Consider the following 553-nt stretch of genomic DNA (forward strand, 5'->3'; position numbering starts at 1 on the left):
TGTCGTGGGGTGGGAGATGTGAAAAGGGGACGGGGGCGGGGGCGGGCTGCTGCTGGTGCACGACGAGCGGTTGCTCGGACTGGTGGACGCGTGGCTGACCGGGGTGTCGGCGGAGGCGTTCACGGATGTACTGCCGTTGCTGCGGCGCACGTTCTCGTCGTACGAGCCGGGGGTGCGCCGGACGCTCGGCGAGCTGGTGCGGCGCGGGCCCGGGAAGCAGATGGGTGCGGTGGCGGGGACGGCGGCCGGGATACCCGGATTCGGCGCGGAGCTGGATGCCGGGCGGGCGGACGCGGTGGTGCCGGTGCTGCGGCTGTTGTTGGGGCTGGACGACATGGCGGGGAACGCGGCGGGGCACGTGATGGGGAACGGCGACAACGAGCTTGTGGGGGTGGCGGGATGACGACGAACAGCGGTGCGCAGGGCATGAGGAGGCAGGGGGAGAGGACCCAGGCGGCGGGTGCCGGGCGGCGGGCCGGGGATCGTCCGGCGGCTCCCGTGCGGGTCGTGCCGCTGTGGGAAGGGCTGCGGACGGGGGCGCGCGGATGACGGT

The 553-nt window shown here is 74.1% G+C and carries 1 pseudogene; it reads left to right on the plus strand.

The features are described from left to right. Positions 1-25 precede the first annotated feature (25 nt). Positions 26-403 (plus strand): annotated as a pseudogene (locus JHN63_RS51880) (DUF5682 family protein); the annotation flags it as partial. Positions 404-553 lie beyond the last annotated feature (150 nt).

Origin of the sequence: Streptomyces sp. MBT65 (assembly GCF_016612545.1) — a bacterium.
GTDB lineage: Bacteria > Actinomycetota > Actinomycetes > Streptomycetales > Streptomycetaceae > Streptomyces.